8 protein-coding genes and 1 pseudogene are annotated in these 20,153 nt (G+C 72.1%); 1 reads left to right on the forward strand and 8 read right to left on the reverse strand.

Translation table 11 applies throughout. The features are described from left to right. Window positions 1-12 precede the first annotated feature (12 nt). The 4 genes from S1361_RS01110 to S1361_RS01125 form a co-directional block, all read right to left on the reverse strand. Window positions 13-5,370: a cupredoxin domain-containing protein gene (locus S1361_RS01110; protein ID WP_208029982.1), complete on the reverse strand. Its 5,358-nt coding sequence runs from the start codon at window positions 5,368-5,370 to the stop codon at window positions 13-15. A 45-nt stretch (window positions 5,371-5,415) separates the two neighbouring features. Further along, window positions 5,416-6,030, reverse strand: coding sequence for a hypothetical protein (locus S1361_RS01115; RefSeq protein ID WP_208029983.1), 615 nt, complete (start codon window positions 6,028-6,030; stop codon window positions 5,416-5,418). A 257-nt stretch (window positions 6,031-6,287) separates the two neighbouring features. Then, window positions 6,288-6,719 (reverse strand): DUF6069 family protein, encoded by a 432-nt coding sequence (locus S1361_RS01120; RefSeq protein WP_208029984.1) that lies wholly within the window; start codon window positions 6,717-6,719, stop codon window positions 6,288-6,290. Between the two features lie 93 nt (window positions 6,720-6,812). Beyond that, a complete protein-coding gene (locus S1361_RS01125; protein WP_243769014.1) occupies window positions 6,813-8,339 on the reverse strand; it encodes an MFS transporter in 1,527 nt (508 codons plus the stop codon). A 107-nt stretch (window positions 8,340-8,446) separates the two neighbouring features. Here S1361_RS01125 and S1361_RS01130 point away from each other — a divergent pair, with 107 nt between their 5' ends. Beyond that, window positions 8,447-8,932, forward strand: a complete 486-nt coding sequence (locus S1361_RS01130; protein WP_208029985.1) for a MarR family winged helix-turn-helix transcriptional regulator — start codon at window positions 8,447-8,449, stop codon at window positions 8,930-8,932. 78 nt (window positions 8,933-9,010) lie between these two features. Here S1361_RS01130 and mhpA read toward each other — a convergent pair whose 3' ends face one another. The 4 genes and pseudogenes from mhpA to S1361_RS01150 form a co-directional block, all read right to left on the reverse strand. Then, entirely contained in the window at window positions 9,011-10,624 is a 1,614-nt protein-coding gene (mhpA, locus tag S1361_RS01135) for a bifunctional 3-(3-hydroxy-phenyl)propionate/3-hydroxycinnamic acid hydroxylase MhpA (RefSeq protein WP_208029986.1), read from the reverse strand. A gap of 36 nt (window positions 10,625-10,660) precedes the next feature. Continuing rightward, a complete protein-coding gene (locus S1361_RS01140; RefSeq protein WP_208029987.1) occupies window positions 10,661-11,440 on the reverse strand; it encodes an arylamine N-acetyltransferase family protein in 780 nt (259 codons plus the stop codon). A gap of 79 nt (window positions 11,441-11,519) precedes the next feature. Next, window positions 11,520-14,609, reverse strand: a pseudogene (locus tag S1361_RS01145) (type I polyketide synthase); the annotation flags it as partial. Window positions 14,610-14,636: 27 nt separating this feature from the next. Next, window positions 14,637-20,084, reverse strand: a complete 5,448-nt coding sequence (locus S1361_RS01150) for a type I polyketide synthase (RefSeq protein ID WP_425087960.1) — start codon at window positions 20,082-20,084, stop codon at window positions 14,637-14,639. Window positions 20,085-20,153: the final 69 nt, after the last annotated feature.

Raw genomic sequence — 20,153 nt, forward strand, 5'->3', positions numbered from 1 at the left:
CTCAGAAACGGTTCACAGGGGCGCCGGGGCGTCCTCGGCGCCCGGTGGAAGCACTCGGAAGATCCCCCACATCCCGGCCGCCGCGAACGGTATCCGGGCGTCCTGGAACAGATAGTCGCCGGTGTATCCGGCCCGGCCGCCCGCGAGGCCCAGGCGGGCGTCGATCGTCTCCCCAGCCGTGATCGTGCGCGCGGACACCGTCTGCGATCCCTTCATCCCGGGTTCCAGCGGGAAGGTGTGCCCGCCGACGGTGAAGGAGTGCAACTGGTCCGAGGCGCCGACCCCGACCCGGAACACCACCGGATCGCGGGAGTTGGCCCGGAACACCGGGGTGTCCGGTTCGCCGTAGGTCGCCGAGCCGAAGGCCGTGCCGTAGGAGCCGACGACGTCCGCCTTGCTGAAGTCGTTGACGCTGGCGGTCAGCCCCAGCCGTGTGGTCAGTGGTTCGCTGCGGTAGTTGACGTGGTTGTACGCCTTGTCGAACGTGCCGGCGTTGTTCCCCGTCCCCGGTGGTGCGCCGGGGACCGGAGCGACCGGCCGCAGGAAGGCGTCCGGGCTGTTGAGACCGTTGCCGGCCACCTGGTCACCGTAGGGAGTGATGCTGCGGGAGTAGTGCTGGTCGGTGCTCTGCATCGTCAGCGCGAACTCCCGGAACCTCCGTCCGCCCGGCACCCGGATGATCGCCTCGGTGCTGGTGCGGGTGGCGTCGAGCCGCTCCCCGCTCTCGCTGTCCGACCAGGTGGAGCCCTCCGGCTCGACGATCAGCATGCCGTACGCCCCGTGACGCAGCGAGGCCGGGCTGCCCAGGTTCTGGAACAGCGACGAGCCGAGTTCGCGGTCGGCGTGGAAGGTGTAGGTGATCGTCCGGCCGGCGGCCACCGTGGTGTCCGGGTTGAGGCCCACGGCGGAACCGGCGGAGAGCTGCTGGTTGCGGACCAGCTTGCCCAGGTCGAGTCCGGCCCGTCTGCCGCCGTAGAGGGAGTCGGGTGATGTCTCGTTCTTCAGGGTGATGGTGAGGCAGTCTCCCTTGTCGGCGCGCAGCACCAGAGGCTCGACGGGTTTGGCACCGGACCTGATCGCTGCCACGTCCGAGGTGAGCGCGTAGACGACTCCCCCGGTGTCCTTGAACGGCGCGGTCGGCAGGGTCTGGTCGAACACCGAGACCGCATAGTGCCGTTCCCTGGCGTTCTCGGGGCACCCGGTGGCCGTCGAGGTGACGACATCGGTGTCCGGGCTGCCGTCCGCGGTGTAGGCCGGGGCGGGCGCCGGGCCCGGGTCGCGCTGGGTGTCCCCGCCGGCCGCCTTCTGCCGCGGGAAGCCGCCCCCGCTCGGCGGTTCCGGGCGTCCGGGCAGCGGCCGCAGATCGCGCTGCGCCGTGTCGTGCACGCGGAACAGGCCCCAGGCGCCGCTCTCCAGGGCGAAGGTGCGGGTGGAGTAGTACAGGTAGTCCCCGGCGCCGCCGCCGGGCCCCCCGGCGCCGCCGTCGAGCACGTAGTCGGCCCGCTCGGAGATGCCTGTGGTCGCGGTGTCCGTCAGCTGCCCCCGGCCGTTGAAGCGTTCGATCCGGAACCGGTGCCCCTGGACCCGCAGGGCTTCGCCGCGGTCGTTGACCCCGACGGTGCGGAACACGACCGGGTCACCGACGTAGGCCCGCAGCAGCGGGGTGTCCGGGTCGCCGTACTTCACCGACGAGAACACGTACGGGTCGACGGTGGTCACCGTGGCGCGCGCAGTGGTCGCGTCCGGGTTGCCCGCCTTGTAGGGCGCCCTGCTGGTCGCGTTGCGGCAGCGCGCCCCGTTGTACTCCTGGCGCTGGTCGGTGGTCTTGGGATCGGCCGGGGTGTCACCCGGCGGGGTCCGCTCCCCCAGGGGTGCCGCTCTCAGGTTGATGGAGCCCTCCTCGCACTCCTGTCCCTGGTTGAACGGATTGAGTCCGGTGGCCGAGGGTGGCTCGTAGAGCTCGCCCCTGCCTCTTCGCCCGTTGTGGAGGAAGATCGTGTACTCCCGGAACGAGCCGGACTGGCCGTAGCCGACCGAGGCGCCCGACCGGTTGACGATGTCGACGATCGTGCCGCTCCTGACCTGCGCACCCGTGACCGGGTCGCGGTATTCCGAACCCTTGGGTTCGACGATGTGCGCGGCGAACAGGCCGCGTGCCCAGGACGTCATGCCGTCGACGTGGTCGTGCCAGAAGACGGTGCCCGTGTCGGCGTCGGAGAACCAGCGGTACTGGACGAACTCGACGGTGACCGGTGAACCGGCCGCGTGAGCGTGGTCCAGTGGTCGGTCGAAGGTGAGCTGGTCGCCGTCGATCGCCGTGACCGTCCTGATCTCCACGTCCGGCCGGCCGACGCCCACCGCGACGGACACGCCGGTGCGCAGCTGGCCGACCCGGGACACGGTCACCTTGTCCCCGGAGTCCTGCGAGACGAGGGTGCGGTCCTCCTTGGCAGCGTTGAACACGGCCTGTTCGAAGGCGAATCCGGCCACGACGCCGTCGGAGGCGAGCGGGTCGAACTGCACCAGGTGGGTGTGCATGTTCGCCTTGGCCTGCACGGACGCCTTCAGTTCGCTGCCGAAGGTGAGGGCCACACAGTCCCCGACGTTGGACCGGATCACCAACGGGTCCACGGGTTTGCTGCCGTCGAGCACGGCCGACTTGTCCTCGTTCAGGACGTAGATCTCACCGTTGTCGTCGCGTTCCCTGGCGGTGGCCCGTACGGTCACCGGGATCGCGGTCACATCGTATGTCCGCACCTTGGCGTCCCGCGGGCACAGTCCCCCGGGACGGTCGGCCGAGGCGGTCTCCCCCACGCCGGGCGCTCCGGCGTGTCCGTTCGGTGCGAACGGCGGGCGCTGGCCCAGGTGGGGCCGCAGCATCGGGTAGGCCGGTCTTCCGGTGAGCGGGTTGAAGAGGATCTCCGGCCGTTCCCCCGGGGTGGGCGAGCGGTAGTTGGCCCAGACCGCGGTGGTGTCGGGTTCGCCGAGGTAGACCGGTGCCTTATCGGTGCCGCCCTTGCGCCAGTCCCAGACGGTCGCGTCGTCGGGGTCCGGGCCGTTGTCGCGCTGCCAGCGCTCGCCCTGCGGGGGCAGCGCGCCCTCGACCAGTTCCTCGAGCGCCACCTGGTGTCGGCTGTCGGTGAGATCCGCGGCGAGCACGACCTTCTTGCCGTGCACCGTCCTGCCCAGCAGTCCCGCGGAGTTCACCGCCTCGGGCGCGGGCTCCCGGCCCGGTAGCGGGGCCAGGGTGGGCTGGGCCGTGTCGAACACCCGCCACAGGCCCCACATACCGGTGACGTAGTGCTGGGATATGTGGCAGTGGTACAGGAAGTCACCGGCCGCCTGCTGGCAGCCGCCGGCGCCGCACTCGTGCTCCAGGTTGAACGACTCGAGCGGGCTGATGGTCTGGGAGTCGAGCCGTACCGATTTGGCGTTCTGGGCCGGTTTCTTGCTGAGGCCCGCGCCCATGGCCGTGTCGTCGGCGCCCGGGTTGAGCCGCCAGCGGGTGCCGCCGCCGTGCACGTGGTGCACGTGCAGCTGCTCCACCCCGGCGTGCACGAGCCGGGTCTTGGTGGGTTCGCCCAGATAGGAGCGGGGCATCGGGGTGGCCGGGTCGCCGTACGAGTAGGAGCTGTACGCCAGGGACTTGTTGGCGCGCTGCACGGCGTTCCCGCGGGCGGCCTCCAGTTGCAGCCGGCGCATGAACGGCTCGCTGCGGTAGTTGATGGCCCTGCTGCCCGGGCGGTAGGAAGCGGTGCCGCCGCCGCCCTCGTTGGGCACGTTCGGCGACGGCGGGCGAGTGTCGATCATGGGGAGCGGCCGGCCGTACTGCACCTGGTCGCCATGGGGTTTGCCGTCGTCCCCGCCGAACGGGATGCCCTCGTCGTTCTCGCGCAACGGTCGCCGGAGACTGAACGCCTCGTCGCCGACCTCGTGGTAGATCAGCGTGAACTCGCGGAAGGAGCGCCCGCCGGCCGGCTCGATCATGGCCTCCCAGTTGCTCCAGGAGGTTTCGTCGGTGCGGTCCGCGCCGGACTTCGGGTCGTACCAGCGCGCTCCGGCCGACTCGGCTATCAGGGTGCCGAACAGTCCGTGAGCGGTCATCTGGGTGGACTCGCCACCGCTGCGGAACACCTTGGCGCCCTCGCCCATGAGCGGGTCGAGGTAGTACCGGTACTGCTTGGTCTGGCCGGGCGGAGCCATGGACGACTCGGGGTTCTTCCCCACGGCCTGGCCCCCGGCACCGCCGGCCGCGTCGTAGGCCACCCCTGCCATGTCGACCGAGACGGACGGGATCCCGCCGGGCTGCACGATGGCCGGGTTTCCGAAGGAGCCACTGCGGGGCGCCTTGTCCAGTTTGTTGGTCAGGTTGATGATCACGCACTCGCCGAGGCGGGCGCGGATCACGAGCGGTTGGATCGCGTCCTGGCCGAGTCCCACGGAGACCTTCGCTGCGGACGGGTCGTTCTTCGGCAGCTTCGAGGCACGCAGGAGTGCCGCCTCCTGTTCGCGTACGGCATCGAGCCGGTCGTCGAGCACGTACATCATCCCGTACGGATCGTGGTCGCCGAACCGGTCCACGGTGATGTCGACATTGATGGCGCTGACGTCGAACGTCCGACGGGGGGCGGTCGCGCAGCCGCCGGTGCCGCCCTCGTCCGCCGTGCCGGGCCGGGCCACGGCGCCGCCGGCCGGCCCGAGCAGTCCCGCCGACAGCGCGAGGACCAGGGCGGAGCGCAACGCGACGGTGCGGCGGCGCGGCCCCGCCGGCTGGGCGAGCGGGGCCTCGCGGCGGCGCAGGCGCGCCCGGCGCCGTGCCCCGGCCGCCGCGGTGCCGAGGAGTGACAGCACCAGGATGGCGATCTCCACCTGGGCCGCCTGGCCCACGCCGTAGGCCAGCAGCCCGGTGACGTCGTGCGCGGGCATGGCGTGTGCCCCATGGTGGTGCGGGCCGCCTCCCGCGCCGCCCAGCATCCGGTGCAGTACGGCCTGCGCCATGGCGAGTGGGACGTAGCAGACGGTCATGGCGAGGGCGGTGGCGCAGGCGACGACCAGCGTCTCCCAGCGGTCACCGGGGCGTGGGCCGACGGCCCGCACGAGCCGATGCACCAGTAGTACCGCGACGCCGGCCGCGTACAGGGCCAGGGACAGATCGGCGAGGAAGTAGGGGGCGTGGGCGGCCGGGCCGCCGCCGGTCTCGAAGACGGCCCAGTGCTGCCACGACACCGTGCCCAGGGCGAGCAGGGTGACCAGGCCGAGGCGGGGGCCGAGGGCGGCCAGGACGGTACGGTCCGGCCGGGCTCTGCCGGGCGGGCCGAGGGCCCGCCCGTCGTCCGGCCCGGATGCGGGCGCAGCCGATGGCTGGCGCATGGCGGGTCTCCTTGTCGGTTGGATGAAGGGCCGAGGAGCCGGGTGCTAGGAGCCGTGCCGGTGGCTTTCGGGTGTGCGGCCCGGCATCCGGATGGTCATCCGACGGGTGTCGCCGTCTCGCTTCCACACCAGGAGCAGCGGTGGATCGCCTGCGTGTGGGGAGGTGACGTCGAAGTAGATGACGCCGCGTACCGCGCTGCCCGCGTTGAGCCGGGGCAGCGTCCCGAGGGTGTCGGAGTGCAGTGGCCGCGCCTCGCGGTCCCGGCCGCCGCTGAGCGAGAACTCCTTGGCGAGGTCGAACCGCCGCACGGAGTCGGTCCGGTTCGTCAGGGTGATCGGGATGCCCAGCCGGGTGTCGTCGCCCTGCGGCGCCCCCGGCATCATCGACGAGGGCATCCGGTAGCCACTGCCGCCCTGCATCTCGTGGTGGGCCATGGTGGCCCAGCCCGCCGCCCCCGGCACCGCCTCGAGTCCGCCGAGGCGTGCGGTGGCGGTGGGGCCGGTGCCGGCCGCCGCCTGCCGGTGCCACCACAGGGCGGTGCCGAGGCCGGCGGTGACCACCGCAAGCGCCACCAGCACCGCGCCCAGTGCGCGCACCGCCGGTCCGGCCTGCCGGGACGGCTGTCCGGGCCTGTCGCGTGCCGCTGTTCGTCGTCCCATCACCCGTCCTCACGCGTGTCTCGAGCGCCCGGTCGGTCCAGGGCCCCGGTCGCGGCGAGCGTTGCACGCGGCGGCAACGCCCCGGGAACCGCGCGGGCATCGGACCGGAAGCCCATACGGCGAAGTCCGCCGTCCGCCCGGGAGCCGGGGGACGGCGGACTGTCCGGAGGACGGTGACGGGGGATGCATCCGCCTCCGGATGCGAGCCGACGGCGGGCGCCTGCGGCTCGCGGCTACCGGCTCGCGCCGGCGGCCTGTCAGGCGCTCCGGCGGGCGCCGCGCAGCAGCAACGGGATGAGGACGGCACCCACCGCGGTGTGGACCAGGGCCAGCGCGGTCTTGGTACCGCCGGTGGTGTCGGCGGAGAAGACCATGCCGTACGAGGCGAGCAGGACGACGACGGCCACGACGCCCCAGACGGTGGCGGCCTTGGCGGGCAGGAACTTCTCCAGGGCCACCAGCAGCCCCCAGCCCAGCAGCGAGGAGAGCAGCGCGAACACGATGACGAGGCCCGCGTTGACCTCCATCGGGTCCTTGCCGTCGCCCTGGGCCACTTCGTATTCGGCTCCGAACGCCTTGCCCAGGCCCCAGACGAGGACGGCGGCGAGGGTGGCGGCGCCCACGGCGATGGCCCGGGACTTCACCGTCGATGCGGCCTCGGAGGGAGCGGCCGAGGTGTGGGAGGTCATGACGTAACTCCATTCAGGGGGACGTGACTGCGCGGTGGCGTGGTCGCCACGGGGTTCGGTCGGAGTCGGCGGGGAGGGTCCGCTGGTGCCCGGTCAGGGCCGGGCACCCTCGGGGTCGGTGACCGACGGCACGCCCGGGGCGTCCGCCGTGCCGGGCATGGCCTCGACGCCGGGTCCGTCGGGACCTCCGGCGCCGGGAGGCGGGCCCATGGGGACCTCGCGGAGCACGGTGACGGCCACCGCGATGGCGGCCACGACGAGGGCGGCCGCGACACCGAAGGACAGATGGAAGCCGTCGGTGAGCGCGGTCTTGGCGTCGGTGCCGCCGTCCAGGGCGCTCTGGGTGTGCGCCGCGGCGATCGCGGTCAGGGCGGCGATGCCCAGGGAGTCGCCGATGGTGCCGGCACTGCCCGCCAGGCCTGAGGCGAGGCCCGCCTCGCTGGGCGAGCGGACCTGCATGGACATCATGATGACCGCAGGCATGGCCAGACCGCTGCCGGCACCGAGCAGCACGGCCGTGGGCAGGATGTCGAGCGCGTAAGCGGGGTCGGTGGGCGTCCGCAGGGCGAGCAGCAGGCCGGCCGCGACCAGCGCCAGGCTGCCGATCATCACGGTGCGCAGCCCGAACCTCATGTTGAGCCGGGCCGAGAGGGCCACCGAGCAGGCACCGGCGGCCACCGCGAGCGGCAGGTAGGCGAAGCCCGTCTCCGCCGGGGAGTAGCCCGCGACCTGCTGCATGTACAGGGCGATCAGGATGTTGAACGACATGGTGCCGCCCACGAGAAGGAAGTGGACGGTGTTGGCGCCGGAGAGGTTGCGCGAGCGGAAGATGCCGAGCGGGACCAGGGGCTGGGCGGCGGTGGCCGCCCGGCCGACGAACGCGGAGAGCAGGACGACGGCGCCGATGCCGAAGCCGAGGGTGTGCCCGGAGGCCCAGCCGTACTCGGCCACGGTGGCGATGGTGTAGACGGCGAGCATCATCCCGCTGGTGACCAGCGCGGCGCCCAGGAAGTCGGCACCCTTGTCCAGGCCCATGCCCCGGTCGGACGGGATCGAGCGTACCGCGATCACCAGGGCGGCCAGGCCGATCGGGACGTTGATGTAGAAGACCCAGTGCCAGTTGACACCGTCGGTGAGCAGCCCGCCGGCGATGATGCCGAGCGAGGCGCCGGCCGCCTGGCCGAAGCCGGAGATGCCCATCGCCTTGCCGAGTTCCGCCGGGTTGGTGAAGATCGTGAAGATGATGCCCATGATCACGGCATGGGCCATCGCGGCACCGGCTCCCTGCAGGAACCTCATCGCGATCAGCATCTCCTGGTTCTGCGCGGCGCCGCACAGGGCCGAGGCGACCGTGAAGAGGCTCAGCCCGGAGACGAACATCCGCTTGCGGCCGATGAGGTCCCCGAGACGTCCGGAGAGCAGCAGCAGCCCGCCGAAGCCGATCGTGTAGGCGTTGGTGATCCACGCCAGCCTGGCCTCGGGGAAGCCGAGATCGCTCTGGATGGAGCGGAGGGACACGGTCACGATGCTGATGTCGACGACGACCATCATCTGCATCGCGCAGAGCACCGCGAACGCGAGCCAGCGATTGCCTGGGCTCGGCTGGGCGGGCAGGGACATGGGGACGCCTCCTGGTGGTGGTGACAAACGGACCGTAGCATATAGTCAGCTTCAGAATCGTCTACTTCGAAATAAAAAACTTTCGGCCGTTCGATTACCATGGGGGCATGAAGCCAACCGTTGCCGCCCCGCCCGAGGTGGATCTCACGTTCCTGCTGTCGTGGGCCAGCCATGCCCTGCAGACCGAGATGACCGCCGGCCTCAGCGACCTCGGCATCACTCCGCGCGCGCACTGCATCCTGCACAAGGCCGTCTCCGGCGATCTGACGCAGACACAGATCGCGGAGTCGCTCGGACTGGACAAGACGACGATGGTCGTCCTGACGGACAAGCTGGAGAAGGACGGACTCGCCGAGCGTGTCCCGTCCAGCACCGATCGCCGGGCCCGGATCATCCGGGCGACCCCGGCGGGTCTCGAACTGCTCGCCCGGTCCAACGAGATCGTCTCCGGCATACAGGACGACGTACTGGGCACGCTCCCCGAGGAACTGCGCGAGCCCTTCGTCAGGGCCCTCACCCTGCTGGTGGACGGACGGCTGTCCACCTTCGCGCAGTGTGAACAGCCGCCCCGGAGACGCTCCTCGCGCATCTGACGCGAGGCCCGCGGTGTGGCGGGACGGGAGCGGCCCGGGAGCTGCTCGCCCCCGGGCCGGAAGGGTGCCGCGCCGGTCTCAGACCGCGCTCGGCACGGCCGGCGCGCCCAGACCCGTCCGCAGACCGTCCACCAGCCGGGACAAGCCCGCCCGGTCCGCGGCGCCGCCGAAGGCGTAGTAGTCGGGCCGTACCAGTACGGCCGTGGAGCCGGTCTCGGCGAGGAACGGCAGGTACACGCCGTCGGTGTCGACGACCTCGCCCTCGCCCGCGGTGCGCGGATCGGTGCCCTGAGCCAGGACCCGTACGAGCCGCGTGCCGAGCCTGCGGAGGAACTCCCGGTCCGCCTCGGACAGGCCCGCCACCGCATCCTCCGCGGAAAGCAGTACGAAGCCCTCCCCCACGACCTCGTCGAACCAGCCGGCCCGCTCGCCGGCGGCCACCCGGCCCTGCGGCACGAGCACCCCGGCCGGGCGCACCGGCCGGCCCTTCCCACCCAGGTCCAGCAGGCCGCCGGAGAGCGGCTGGAGGGGCGAGCGCTGCTGCGCGGCGGCCGCGGGGACCGGCCGCTCGGCGGCGGCCAGCATCACCATGTCCCGGTCGGCGGCGGCCTTCGGATCGGTCTGGCAGATGATCCGGCCCAGATTCACCGACATGTGGATGGCGTGCTTGGCGTGGGGGCGGCGCTCCACCGGATAGCTGTCCAGCAGCTCCTCTCCCGCCGTACCGCGCAGTACCGCGTCCAGCTTCCAGGACAGGTTGGTGACGTCACGGAAACCGGCGGTCATGCCCTGGCCGGCGAAGGGTGGCATGACGTGGCAGGCGTCACCGGCCAGGAGCAGCCGTCCGGAGCGCCAGGTCTCGGCGTACTTCGCGGCGAACGAGTAGACGTGGAAGCGCTCCAGCGTGGCGTTGCCGGGATGTACGTCGAAGAGCTTCAGCAGCCGCCAGGCGCTCTCCTCCGTGTTCAGTTCCTCCACCGTTTCGCCGGCCGCGCGCATGAACTCCCAGCGCCGGTGGCCCGGCCCGGCCGAGACGGAGGTGCGGGGCCGGTGCGGGTCACAGATCTGCAGGTTGTTCGGCCGGAACACGCGTTCCTCGTGCAGCACCACGTCACAGATCAGCCAGTCGTGGGAGAAGCCCAGGTCGGTCATCGCGGTGCCGATGGCGCGGCGGACGAAGCTGTTGGCGCCGTCGCAGCCGACCACCCAGCGCGCCGAGTGCACCCGCCGCGAACCGTCCGGGGCGTGTGAGGTGACGTCGACGCGGTCGCCGTGGTCGGTGATCGCCACGGCCTCCTCACCGCGGATCACGGTCAGCTCCGGCAGGCCGGCCCCCTGCGCCACGAGCGCGGCCTCCAGGGCGGGTTGGTACATGGACGTCGACTCGGGCCAGCCGCATCGGCCCCGCTCGGCCACGTCGATGTGCAGCAGCGCCTGCCCCGCCGCGTTCTCCCAGGTGTAGTCGCCGGACGGCTCGCCGATCTCACCGATCCGGGCGCCGATGCCGGCGGCCGCCAGGATGCGCGCGCCTTCGCTGTCGAAGGCCACGGCCCGCGGCATGGGGTAGCCGGTGCGCCACCGCTCGACGACGGTCACCCGCCAGCCTCTCCCCGCCAGTTGCAGCGCCAGCACCTGACCGACGGGCCCGTATCCGACGATCAGGACGTCGGCGTCGGTGGGTTGGGTGTGCATCGTCTCCTCCACTCGGGACGGTCCGGGGCCTTCGGGTCAGGCACCGGGCGTGAGGATCTGGCGTACGACCTGCTTGAACGCGGACGGGCTGGTGAGCACCTTGATCTCCTCGACGCCGTCCTCCACCCGCAGGTAGCGCTTGCCGATCAGCACCATCTGGCCGTTTTCGAAGGCACGGCTGTGGATGCGGGTGCCGATCAGCACCTGCTCCAGCGGGAAGTCGGCGATGCCGGGCACGAGCCGGCCCCAGTCGGAGATCTGCCGGTACCGGTCCTCGAAGCGGTACGAGGGGCTCCAGTCGCCGCCCTTCGCCCGGCGCTGCAGCACCTGGTACCCGTCCTCCTCGACCAGCCGGTACTGGCAGCCGTACTGCTCCTGGATCTCGTCGGTGACGCGCAGCGGTTCCAGGTACGAGGGGCCGGCCAGCCCGACGTCCACGAGGTAGCGCTCGCCGCCGAGTTCCACGCAGTTGAAGATGTGCTCCAGTTCGGGACCGTAGGTACCGTTGACCTGGATGACGGCGGCCGCGAGGATCCGCACGTGGAAGCCCAGTTCCGTGAGGAGCCGCCGGAACAGCCCGTTGAGTTCGTAGCAGACGCCCCCTCGGCCGCCCTCCACGACGGCCTTGAAGACGGCGTCGTCATCGATCTCCACTTCCAGCAGCACGTCGAATCCGCGCTCGGCGTCAGCGTTGAGGGAGTTGTCGAAGGGGATGGTCATCAGGTGCCGCTTCTGCAGCTCGTTCAGCAGGGTGAGAGACGGCTCGCGCGGCCCTGAGTAGCCGAGTTTCCGCAAGTAGAAGTCGACGTCGAACATGTGCTGTACCACCTCGGGGTTCGGTGGCTCCGCCTACCGGGAGCCGGAGCGGGGCAGGGACGGGGAGCTAGGCCGACGCGAGCTCGTCGTTGAGGAAGTCCGCGATGAACTCCGCGGTCGGGTAGTCGAAGAGCAGCATCGGGGTGAGCGGGATCCCGGTGGCCTCCACGAGCCGGTTGCGCAGTTCGACGGCGGTGAGGGAGTTGAAGCCGATCTCGAAGAAGGCGCTGTCCGGCTCGATGGCCTCCACCACCGGCTCCTCCAGCAACGCCATGGCCACGGTCGCCTCGGCGATGACGAGGTCGAGCAGCTTCTGCAGCCGCTCGTCGTCGCTCAGCCCCGCCAGGCTCTCGACCAGCGCCTGCCGGGTGGCCGCCGCCCGCTCGGTCTCCTCGGGTGTGGCGTTCTCGGTGATTGCTTCCATGGATGTCGTGGCCTCCAGCCAGTAGTGACGGTGTTGGAAGGCGTACGTCGGCAGGTCCGTCCGCCGCGTACCGGTCAGCAGGGCGGGCCACTCGACAGCCAGTCCCCTCACGTGCAGTCGTGCGAGTGCGGTGACGGCGGCACGGCTCTCGGCCGCACCGGGCAGCAATGCCGGTACGAAGGCGAGCTTCGCCGTGTCACCGGTGACGCAGTCCTGCCCCATGCCGGTCAGCACCCCGCCGGGGCCCAGTTCCAGGAAGGTGGTGACACCCTCGTCCTGCAGGGTTCGCATCCCGTCGAGGAACCGCACGGCCTGCCGTACGTGCTCCACCCAGTGGCGCGGCGAGGTGAGTTCGGCCGCGGTGGCGGTTCGGCCGGTGAGGTTGGACAGCACCGGCAGGGCCGGCGCGTGGTACTCCAGCCCGGCCGCGACCTCCTCGAACGCGGCGAGCATGCCGTCCATGAGCGGGGAGTGGAAGGCGTGCGACACCTTCAGCCGTTTGACCCGCCGTCCCCGGGCGGCGAATCCGCCCGCGATCTCGGCGACCGCGTCAGCGTCTCCGGAGAGCACCACCGAACGGGGGCCGTTGACCGCGGCGAGCCCCACCCGGTCGGTGAGGAAGGGCGCCACCTCCTCCTCGGTGGCCTGCACCGCGGTCATGGCACCGCCCGCAGGCAGCGCCTGCATCAGCCGGCCGCGCGCGGCGACGAGTTCGGCGGCGTCCGGCAGCGACCAGACACCGGCGACGTAGGCGGCGGTCAGCTCGCCGATCGAGTGGCCGGCGACGTGGTCGGGGCGTACGCCCCAGGACTCCAGGAGCCGGTACAGCGCCACCTGGAGCGCGAACAGGGCGGGCTGGGCGAATCCTGTGCGATCCAGCAGCCCCTCTTCGTCGGTGGCCGCGAACACCAGTTCCCGCAGCGAGCGGCCGATCCGCACGTCGAGTTCGGCACAGACCTCGTCGAAGGCCGCGGCGAACACCGGGAAAGCCGCGTACAGCTGACGGCCCATGCCCAGACGCTGGCTGCCCTGTCCGGTGAACAGCACGGCCAGCCGCCCCGAGGTCCTCCGGCCGCGCACCACTTCGGGCGCCGGCTCGTCCTCGCTCAGCAGGCGTATCCCGTGCAGCAACTGGTCCCTGCTGCCCGCCACGACCACGGCGCGGTGCTCGAACGCGGCCCGCGTGGTCGCCAGGGCGTGGGCGGCGGACATCAGGTCGAGTCCGGGGTCGGCCTGCGCGTAATCCAGCAAGCGGGCGGCCTGGGCACGCAGCGCGGCGGGACTCTTGCCGGACACCGTCCAGGGCAGCAGCCCGTGTGCCGGTCCCGCTGCCGCAGGCGCCGGTTCGCTCTCCTCGGTGGCGGGGGCCTCTTCGATGACGACGTGGACGTTCGTGCCCGAGACGCCGAAGGAGGAGATGCCGGCGCGGCGCGGCCGTTCACCGGCGGGCCACGCACGGTTCTCGGTGAGCAGCTCCACCGCACCCGCGGACCAGTCCACCTTCGGCGTCGGCTCGTCCACGTGCAACGTCTTCGGCAGCACACCATGACGCAGGGCCATGACCATCTTGATCACACCTGCCACACCCGCGGCAGCCTGGGCATGCCCGATGTTCGACTTCAACGACCCCAGCCACAACGGACGCTCCGCCGGCCGACCCTGCCCGTACGTCGCCAGCAACGCCTGCGCCTCGATCGGATCACCCAGCGTCGTCCCCGTACCATGCGCCTCCACCACGTCCACATCCGCGGCCGACAGACCCGCCGACGCCAACGCCCGGCGGATCACCCGCTCCTGGGAGGGGCCGTTGGGGGCCGTCAGCCCGTTCGAGGCGCCGTCCTGGTTGACCGCCGAGCCCCGGACGACCGCCAGAACCGGGTGGTTGTGCCGCCGCGCCGCGGAGAGCCGTTCCAGCAGCAGTACCGCCACCCCCTCGGACCAGGCGGTGCCGTCCGCCGTACCGGAGAACGCCTTGATCCTTCCGTCCGGCGCCAGCGCGCGCTGCCGGGAGAAGTCGACGTACGCGTCGGGGGTGGCCATCACCGTCACCCCGCCTGCCAGGGCCAGGGAGCACTCGCCCGCGCGCAGCGCCTGCACCGCGAGGTGGAGGGTGACCAGTGAGGACGAGCAGGCCGTGTCCACGGTGACGGACGGGCCGACCAGGTCCAGCGCGTAGGAGACCCGGCCGGAGAGCGCGCTGCCCGCCCGGCCCATGCCGAGGAAGCCGTCGACGCCCTCGGGCAGCCGCTCCACGCCCGTCGCGTAGTCGTGGTGCATGAGCCCCGCGTACACGCCGACGTCGGTGCCGCGCAGCGAGGCAGGGTCGATGCCGGCCCGCTCCAGCACTTCCCACGAGGTCTCCAGCAGCAGCCGCTGCTGCGGGTCCATCGCCAGCGCCTCACGGTCGGAGATCCCGAAGAACGCGGCGTCGAACTCGCCTGCGTCGTGCAGGAATCCGCCCTGTTTCACATAGGTGCGGCCCGGCTGGTCGGGATCGGGGTGGTAGACTCGGTCCAGGTCCCAGCCACGGTTGCCGGGGAACTCCGTGATCCCGTCGCCGCCTGCCGAGACCAGCTGCCACAGCTCCTCGGGCGAGGTCACTGCGCCGGGCAGTCGGCACGCCATGCCGATGACGGCGATCGGTTCGGTGGCGCGCCGGTTCTCTTCGCGCAGCCGCTCGTTCTCCAGCAGCGAGGCGCGCAGGGCCGCGACGAGCTTCTCGTCGTGGGCAGGCTGGGCATTCATCGACAGCTCCTCGTTCGCGGTCGGCAATCAGTGGTCGGCGCCGTCCATCGCCCTGGCGATGAGGCTGTCGACATCCATCTCGGCGATGGCGGCCCTGGAGTCCTCGACGGGCCGCGCCGGTGTCTGCTGTCCGGGGCGTTCGACCAGGGTCAGCAGAGGACCGAGCACCCCCAGTTCACGCAGGCGGCCGATCGGGACGGTCGCCAGCGCCGCACGCAGCTCGCTCTCCCGCGGCTCGCCGAGCTCCTCGGCGGCGGGCGGTTCCGGCGCCAGCTCGGCGAGCAGCCTGCGGGTCAGCGTGACCGGCGTCGGGAAGTCGAACACCAGGGTCGCGGGCAGCCGGACGCCGGTGACGGCCGCCAGCCGGTTGCGCAGCTCCACCGCGGTCAGCGAGTCGAACCCGGCATCCTTGAACGCCAGTTCCTCCTCCACCGCGTCCGCGCCCGGGAGGCCCAGCACCAGGGCGACCTGCGCCCTGACCAGCTCCAGCAGGGTGCGGGTGCGGTCCGCTGCGGGCATGCCGGCCAGGCGTGCGCCGAGCGCGTCGCCGCCGCCCGTCCCGGTCCCGGCCGCGGTGCCGCGCGGCGGGCGCACGAGTCCGCGCAGCAGGGGCGGGACGCCCGACGCCTCGGCCCGCTCGCGTATCCGCGCCAGCTCGAGCCGGGCCGCGACCAGGGTCGCATCCTCGCCGCGCACCGCCGTGTCGAACAGGGCCATGCCCTCTGCGGCGGAGAGCGGTCGCAGACCGCTGCGGGCCATCCTGTCGCGGTCTGCGGCCGTCAGCCGGCCGGTCATGTCGCTGTCCTGGTCCCACGGGCCCCAGGCGAGCGACGTGGCGGGCAGGCCCTGGGCACGCCGGTGCCGGGCGAGCGCGTCGAGGAAGGCGTTCGCGGCCGCGTAGTTGGCCTGTCCGGCACTGCCCATCGTGCCGGCGACCGAGGAGTAGAGCACGAACGCGGCCAGGTCCAGATCCCGGGTGAGCTCGTGCAGGTGCCATGCGGCATCGGCCTTGGGCGCGAGGACCGCGGCGAGCCGCTCGGGGGTGAGTGCGGACAGCACGCCGTCGTCGAGGACGCCCGCGGTGTGCACGACGCCGGTGAGCGGATGCTCCGGCGGAACGGTGTCCAGCAGCGCGCGCAGCGCGTTCCGGTCGGTGACGTCGCAGGCGACCACCGATACCTCCGCGCCGAGCCCGCGCAGCTCGGCGGCGAAGTCGGCGGCGCCGTCGGCCCGCTCACCTCGCCTGCCGGCGAGCACCAGGCGTCGGACGCCGTGCGCGGTCACCAGGTGCCGTGCGGCCACCCGGCCGAGGGCACCGGTGCCACCGGTGATCAGCACGGTGCCGTCGGGGTCGAGGGCACGGACGGCGGTGGAGGCTGCGCCGGCCGCACGGGTCAGCCGAGGTACGGCCAGGTTTCCCGCCCGTATCGCGAGCTGCTCCTCGCCGGTGGCGACGGCGAGGGGCAGCATGCCACGGGACGCGGGGTCGTCGTCCGAGTCGACGAGGACGACACGACCGGGATTCTCGGACTGTGCGGACCGGCCTAGCCCCCAGACGCAGGCAGCGGCCGGGTCCGGAGCGTCCCCGGTGGCCCCGCGGGTGACCAGCACCAGTCGGGAGGCCGCGAGTTCGTCGGCGGCGGCCCAGCTGTGCAGGGCGTCGAGGGCGCGGGCGGTCAGGGCGCGGGCCCGTCGGGGCGCGTCGGCAGCCTCCGGGGGGTGGTGGCCGGACGGGTCCGCGGGGTCGGTGGGGCCGGTCAGGTCGACCAGCAGGGCCTGGGGCACGCTGCCGCCCGCGCGTACGGCCTCGACCAGCGCCGTGACGTCGGTCAGTTCTGTCAGGGGCACGGGGTGTCCGGCCGGTGCGACGGGGGCCCAGTCGACCCGGAAGAGCGCGTCGGCTCCGCCCGGTACGGCGTCCGCCGGCCGGGTGGGCAGGGGGCGGAGTACGAGGGAGTCGATGGACAGGACGGGCGTGCCGGCCGGGTCGGCGGCCCGCAGCGTCATCCCTCCGGATGCGGTGGGACGGACCGCGACCCGCAGGGCGGTGGCACCACGGGCGTGCACCGCCACCCCGCTCCACGCGAACGGCAGCAGCGTGCCACCCTCACCACCATCCCCGACCCCGGCGAGGATCCCGGTGTGCAACGCCGCGTCGAACAACGCCGGATGCACCCCAAAACCCTCCACGTCCACCCCCTCGGGCAGCGCGACCTCGGCGAACACCTCCTCACCACGCCGCCATGCCGCCCGCAACCCCCGGAACACGGGCCCGTACTCCACCCCCGCACCGAACCCGCCGTCGTAGAAACCGTCCACCACCAGCGGCTCGGCCCCCGGCGGCGGCCACTGCCGCAACTCGAACCCCGCCTCCGCCTCCCGCGCACCCAGCACCCCACGGGCATGCCGTGTCCAGCTCTCCCCGTCACGGGAACTGTGCACACTCACCTCACGACGGCCCCGCTCGTCCGCCCCGGCCACCGCGACCTGCAACCGCAGCCCGCCCTCCTCGGGCACCACCAGCGCAGCCTCGATCACCAGCTCCTCGACCGCACCCGCGCCCACCTCGTCCCCGGCACGCACCACCAGCTCCACCACGGCCGTGCCAGGCACCACCACCACACCAGCGACCCGGTGCCCCGACAGCCACCCACTCGACGACAACGCCAGCCGGCCCGTGGCCACCACACCACCCGACTCCGGCAACCGCACCAACGCACCCACCAGCGGATGCCCAGCGGTGTCGAGTCCCGCGGAGGCGACGTCGGCCCGGCCACCGGGGGTCAGCCAGTAGCGCTCGCGCTGGAAGGGGTACGTGGGCAGCTCGACCGGCTGCGGACCGGGACCGGCCGACAGGGCGGCCCAGTCGACGCGGACACCGCGGACGTGCAGCCGGGCGAGTCCGGAGAGCAGTGAGTCCGGTTCGGGGCGGCCGGGGCGCAGCAGCGGGACGAAGCCGCTCTCGGGGACGGCGCCGTCCTGCAGGACGTCCTGGGCCATGGCGGTGAGGACTCCGCCGGGACCGACTTCCAGGAACGTCGTCACACCCGCGTCCGCCAACCGCCGCACCCCGTCACCGAAACGCACCGCACCCCGAACATGCCGCACCCAGTAACCCGCCGACAACAACTCCCCACCCGCCACCTCACCCGACAGGTTCGACACCACAGGAACCGACACCGAACGAAACACAAGCCCCGACGCAACCCGCCCGAACTCCTCCAACACCGGCTCCATCAACGACGAATGAAACGCATGACTCACCACCAACCGCTTCGTCCGCCGGCCCCGCCCCGCCAACTCACCCACCACCTCCCCCACCACATCCGCCACACCCGAAACCACCACCGCCAACGGCCCGTTCACCGCCGCGACATCCACCCCCGAACGACCACCCACCACCTCACGAACCTCAGCCTCACCAGCCTCCACCGCCACCATCACCCCACCCGACGGCAAACCCCCCATCAACCGGCCCCGCTCCACCACCAACCGCACCGCATCCGGCAGCGACCACACCCCCGCCACATACGCCGCCACCAACTCACCCACCGAATGACCCGCAACGAAATCCGCCCGCACCCCCAACCACTCCAACAACCGGAACAACGCAACCTCCAACGCAAACAACCCAGGCTGCGCAAACTCCGTACGATCCAGCACCCCCTCCCCACCCTCGAACACCACCTCCCGCAACGACCGCCCCAACAACACATCAGCCTGCGCACACACCGCGTCGAACGCCTCCGCGAACACCGGAAACCGCCCATACAACTCGCGGCCCATCCCCACACGCTGACTGCCCTGACCCGAGAACAACAACGCCAGCCGCCCCCCGGCCACCACCCCCTCCACCACACCAGCCACCCGCTCACCCACAGCCACCCCACGCAACCCCGCCAACACCTCACCACGCCCCTCCCCCACCACCACCGCACGCCGGGGAAGGGATGCGCGGGTAGTGGCGAGGGCGTGGGCGACGGCGGCAGGGTCGAGGCCGGGGTCGGCCTCGACGCGGGCGAGCAGTGCGGCGGCCTGGGCGCGCAGCGCGGACGCGGACCTGGCGGACAGCAGCCACGGGAGAGCGACGGACGGGGCGGGCCGTACGGCGCTCTCCGGCTCGGAGCCCTCCTCGGCGGGGGCCTCTTCGATGACGACGTGCGCGTTGGTGCCGCTCATGCCGAAGGAGGAGATGCCGGCGCGGCGCGGCCGTTCACCGGCGGGCCACGCACGGTTCTCGGTGAGCAGCTCCACCGCACCCGCGGACCAGTCCACCTTCGGCGTCGGCTCGTCCACATGCAACGTCTTCGGCAGCACACCATGACGCAGGGCCAACACCATCTTGATCACACCCGCCACACCCGCGGCAGCCTGGGCATGCCCGATGTTCGACTTCAACGACCCCAGCCACAACGGACGCTCCACCGGCCGGCCCTGCCCATACGTCGCCAGCAACGCCTGCGCCTCGATCGGATCACCCAGCGTCGTCCCCGTACCATGCGCCTCCACCACGTCCACATCCGCAGCCGACAGACCCGCCGACGCCAACGCCCGGCGGATCACCCGCTGCTGCGACGGACCGTTCGGCGCCGTCAACCCGTTCGACGCACCGTCCTGGTTCACCGCCGAACCCCGCACCACCGCCAGCACCGGATGCCCCGACCGCCGCGCGTCCGACAACCGTTCCAGCAGCAGCATGCCGGCGCCCTCGCCCAGGCTGGTTCCGTCGGCGGACCCTGCGAACGCCTTGACCCGCGCGTCGGCGGCCAGCCCTCGCTGCCGGGAGAAGTCGACGAACACGTCGGGGGTGGACATCACGGCGACGCCGCCGGCCAGCGCCATCGAGCACTCACCCGTGCGCAGCGCCTGCACCGCCAGATGCAGCGCCACCAGCGACGACGAGCAGGCGGTCTCCACGGTGACGGCCGGGCCCTCCAGCCCCAGGGTGTACGACACCCGGCCCGAGGTGACGCTGCCGGAGTCGCCGGTGCCGCGCAGTCCCTCGACCTCGGCCGGGGCATGGCCGTGCGGCACGTAGTCGGCGTACATGACGCCCGCGTACACGCCGATCGGGTGGCCCTGCAGGGTGGTCGGGTCGATGCCGGCCCGTTCGAACACCTCCCACGAGGTCTCCAGCAGCAACCGCTGCTGCGGGTTCATGGCCAGTGCCTCACGGGGTGAGATCCCGAAGAAGGCGGCGTCGAACTCCGCCGCGTCGTGCAGGAATCCGCCCTCGCGCACATAGCAGCTGCCGGCCTGATCCGGGTCGGGGTCGTAGAGCCGTTCGAGGTCCCAGCCGCGGTCCGCGGGGAACGGCGAGATGGCGTCCTCACCGCGTTCGAGGAGCCGCCACAGGTCCTCCGGCGAGTGGACACCGCCGGGCAGCCGGCAGCCCATCGCGACGATCGCGATCGGCTCGGTCCGTGCCGCCTCCAGTTCGCGCAGCCGCTTTCCGGTGCTGCGCAGGTCCGCCAGGGCGCGCTTGAGGTACGTGCGGAGCTTGTCGTCTTCTGCGGTCATACCAGGTCAGTCCCTCGGTCGGTG

The organism is Streptomyces cyanogenus (genome assembly GCF_017526105.1).
Lineage (GTDB): Bacteria > Actinomycetota > Actinomycetes > Streptomycetales > Streptomycetaceae > Streptomyces > Streptomyces cyanogenus.

What these genes read in the sequence shown, in the direction of transcription:
- S1361_RS01110 (WP_208029982.1), bottom strand. Translation starts at nt 5,370, where the DNA reads ATGCGCCAGCCATCGGCTGCGCCCGCATCCGGGCCGGACGACGGGCGG.
- S1361_RS01115 (WP_208029983.1), bottom strand. Translation starts at nt 6,030, where the DNA reads ATGGGACGACGAACAGCGGCACGCGACAGGCCCGGACAGCCGTCCCGG.
- S1361_RS01120 (WP_208029984.1), bottom strand. Translation starts at nt 6,719, where the DNA reads ATGACCTCCCACACCTCGGCCGCTCCCTCCGAGGCCGCATCGACGGTG.
- S1361_RS01125 (WP_243769014.1), bottom strand. Translation starts at nt 8,339, where the DNA reads ATGTCCCTGCCCGCCCAGCCGAGCCCAGGCAATCGCTGGCTCGCGTTC.
- S1361_RS01130 (WP_208029985.1), top strand. Translation starts at nt 8,447, where the DNA reads ATGAAGCCAACCGTTGCCGCCCCGCCCGAGGTGGATCTCACGTTCCTG.
- mhpA (WP_208029986.1), bottom strand. Translation starts at nt 10,624, where the DNA reads ATGCACACCCAACCCACCGACGCCGACGTCCTGATCGTCGGATACGGG.
- S1361_RS01140 (WP_208029987.1), bottom strand. Translation starts at nt 11,440, where the DNA reads ATGTTCGACGTCGACTTCTACTTGCGGAAACTCGGCTACTCAGGGCCG.